The sequence below is a fragment of the Pseudomonas sp. P5_A12 genome, from assembly GCF_056400685.1.
The window spans coordinates 1-3,169 of record NZ_JBFUKU010000444.1 but is presented as its reverse complement, the minus strand read 5'-3'; the positions used below and the strand labels follow the sequence as shown (position 1 = coordinate 3,169).

The window sequence follows — 3,169 nt, the reverse complement described above, 5'->3', positions numbered from 1 at the left end:
ACTCAGTGCAGTGGTCAATGGCGAAGCGGATTTCGGCTTGAGCTTCATAGGCACGCTGGAGACCGAAGTCGAGTTCGAGCCGCTGGTGCAGGAAAGTTATGTTGTCGCGTGCCGGCGTGATCACCCGTTGGCAGGTCGCCACAGTGTGAGCTGGGACGAGTTCTATCAGCAGGACTACATCTCGCTAGACAAGACGTCGGGTAATCGCTTTCTGCTTGATCAGGCGCTGACCGGCATCGTCCCGCAACGCCAGAGCATCTGTGAAACCCGGCATGTGACGACGATGATCGGTTTGGTGGAGGCTGGGCTGGGGGTAGCGGCGGTGCCGCTGATGGCGATGCCGGCAGCGGATCATCCGATATTGACGCGAGTGCCGCTGACCGATCCGCAGGTGATGCGCAGTGTCGGTCTGATCAAACGCCGAGGTCGTACATTGACCCCGGCGGCGCTGGAGTTGGAGCGCTTGGTGGTGGAAATGAAAGTTCAGATCAGCGACTGACCGAATCCAGGCCGGTGGCCTTTACGTCCGTTTGTGCGTCCGAGGACGCCAGGTATTCCAACAACGCCCTGGCTTGCGCAGGGTGTTGTGCGCCCACGGGAATTGCGGCAGCGAAACGCGTCACCGACTGCACCGACTCCGGAATCTTTGCCACAAAACTCACGCCCGGCACTGGCAGCAATTCGCTGACCTGCTGAAAGCCCAGTTGGTAGTCACCGGTGGCGACCACCGAACCCACGGGAATCTTCGGGATCATTTTCGATTTAGGTTTGAGCTGGTCTTCTATGCCCAGGCGCGTAAACAGTTGATTTTCGATGTATACGCCGCTTGCGCTGTCTGAATAGGCGACAGACTCCGCATTCAGTAATGTCTTTTTCAATGCATCGACGGTACTGATGTCCGGTTTCGGTGCACCTTCGCGCACCACGAGACCGATCCGCGAATCCGCCAGTTCTACCCGTGAGGCGGGATCGACTTTGCCCTGTTTGATCAACTCATCGAGGGCATAACCGACCATGATCACCACGTCAGCCTTTTCTCCGCGAGCAAGACGGTTGGGAATAGCTTCCGGCGCTTTGCCCATCGACGGGCCAAGGGCGGTGTCGAGCGTGTTGCCGGTAGACGCGGCAAATTTAGGGCCGAGGATTTTGTAGGCAGCGGTGAAACCACCGGATGTCATCACTCGGATTTCTTCCGCGTGGACTGTGGTGCTCAGACCGAGGCTGGTCAACAAGGCAAAGGCGGCAAGATTGAATAGCTGTTTCATAATGGTTTCTCGAAAACTGGCGGGATCAAGAGATCGCTGGTTGCAAGCGACCGGTTGCACGGCGATAGAGATAGAGCGTCGCGCACAGGGCACAGAGCGCCGCGAAACTCATCCAATAGCCTGGTGCTGCCTTGTCGCCGGTGTACTGAATCAGGAAGGTCGACATCGCCGGTGTGAAACCGCCAAACACCGCTGTTGCCAGGCTGTACGCCAGCGAGAAACCGGCGACGCGGACTTCGACCGGCATGATCTCCGTGAGCGCCGCAATCATCGCGCCGTTGTACAAACCGTAAATGAACGACAACCACAGCAAGACCAACAGCATGTTGACGAAGCTCGGCGCGTTCACCAGGTACGTCAGCGCCGGATACGCGGTGGCGAGGGTCAGCAGCGCCATGGCGATCAGAACCGGACGCCGACCGATTCGGTCAGACAATGCACCGCCAATGGGTAACCAGAAGAAGTTCGAAACACCCACCAACAGCGTCACCAATAACGCGTCGGATGTGCTCAGATGCAGCACGGTTTTGCCGAATGTTGGCGCGTACACGGTGATCAAGTAGAACGCGGTGGTGGTCAGTGCGACCATCATCATCCCGGCAAATACGATCACCCAGTTCTGCGCGAGGGTACGGAACACATCGCCCATACTCGGCCGGTGCTTGCGCGCGGCGAATTCCTCGGTTTCTTCCAGATTGCGACGCAGGAAAAAGATGAACGGGACGATCATGCAGCCGACGAAAAACGGAATTCGCCAGCCCCAATCGGCAATCATCGCAGGCGCCATCCACTGGTTCAGTCCGTAGCCCAATGCTGCTGCGACGACGATCGCGACTTGTTGGCTGGCCGATTGCCAACTAGTGAAAAAGCCCTTGTTGCCGGGCGTGGCAATTTCTGAGAGGTAGACCGAGACACCACCCATTTCCGCACCGGCCGAGAAGCCTTGCAGCAATCGACCGATCAGCACGATGGCTGGGGCAAACAATCCGATGGTTTCGTAACCTGGCACTAACACAATCAGGATCGTGCCGCTGGCCATGATCGACAGCGTCACGATCAAGCCTTTGCGCCGACCTACATCATCGATGTAAGCACCCAGCACCACCGCGCCCAATGGACGCATCAGAAAGCCAGCACCGAACACCGCAAAGGTCATCATCAGGGAGGCAAATTCACTGCTGGCCGGGAAGAACACGGCCGCAATCTGCGTGGCATAAAAGCCGAAAAGGAAGAAGTCGAACTGTTCAAGGAAATTACCCGAGGTGACCCGGAAAATTGCACTGGCGCGTGAGCGCCCGGAAGGGATTGATGTTGTCATTGACCTGTACTCCACCGCTTTTATGACGTGCACCGCCTGGACGCGCTGCACGGTTCTTATTGGGGAGAATGGTGGCGCAGACAGACTGATTTGATAAGTGCATTGTTGGCATGCATTGATGCGCAGAGCGAATCAATGCATAGCAGTGTGAAAGGTTGAACCCAAATCCAGAGCTAACCGAATCCTTCTGTGATCGCAGCTGCAGGGGCCGCGAATCGCGCAGGCATTGCTTGCCCCAACCGCTCTGGTCTTACTGCTGCTTCAACAAAAGTAAGAGCAGAGCCGTTGCGGCAAGTAATGCCCCCGCGAGGAACGTGCTGTCTGGCCCAACGGTCTGCCATAGCCCGCCCGCAAGAACGCTGGCGATCAGCATGCATACACCACTGACCAGATTGAACATGCCGAAGGCGGTTCCCTTGAGTTCTGAGGGTGCTTTATCAGCGACCAGCGAGGCAAGAATACCTTGGCTAAATCCCATATGAAGCCCCCACAACGCTACACCCAGCATCATCGTGATGAACGTGCTGGATTGAGCAAGTACCAGATCCGCCAGGACGAGTAACCCCATGCCCACACAGAGCAGCTT

At 57.1% G+C, this 3,169-nt stretch carries 4 protein-coding genes; 1 reads left to right on the top strand and 3 read right to left on the bottom strand.

The features are described 5' to 3' along the window. Positions 1 to 499: LysR substrate-binding domain-containing protein (locus AC1DSG_RS29600; protein WP_477794041.1), on the top strand; the 499-nt coding region annotated here is incomplete at its 5' end. Here the strand turns inward: AC1DSG_RS29600 and AC1DSG_RS29595 are convergent. From AC1DSG_RS29595 to AC1DSG_RS29585, 3 genes are all read right to left on the bottom strand, one after another. Next, positions 489 to 1,265, bottom strand: coding sequence for a substrate-binding domain-containing protein (locus tag AC1DSG_RS29595; protein WP_477794040.1), 777 nt, complete (start codon positions 1,263 to 1,265; stop codon positions 489 to 491). The genes AC1DSG_RS29600 and AC1DSG_RS29595 overlap by 11 nt on opposite strands. 25 nt (positions 1,266 to 1,290) lie before the next feature. Next, complete coding sequence (gene tcuC, locus AC1DSG_RS29590; protein WP_477794039.1) at positions 1,291 to 2,583, bottom strand: tricarballylate/proton symporter TcuC; 1,293 nt, start codon at positions 2,581 to 2,583, stop codon at positions 1,291 to 1,293. 250 nt (positions 2,584 to 2,833) lie between these two features. Further along, positions 2,834 to 3,169, bottom strand: a 336-nt coding sequence (locus tag AC1DSG_RS29585) for an MFS transporter (RefSeq protein WP_477794038.1), incomplete at its 5' end; no start/stop codon positions are given.

Coding starts and splice junctions, on each gene's coding strand:
- tcuC (WP_477794039.1), bottom strand. CDS start 2,583: ATGACAACATCAATCCCTTCCGGGCGCTCACGCGCCAGTGCAATTTTC.
- AC1DSG_RS29595 (WP_477794040.1), bottom strand. CDS start 1,265: ATGAAACAGCTATTCAATCTTGCCGCCTTTGCCTTGTTGACCAGCCTC.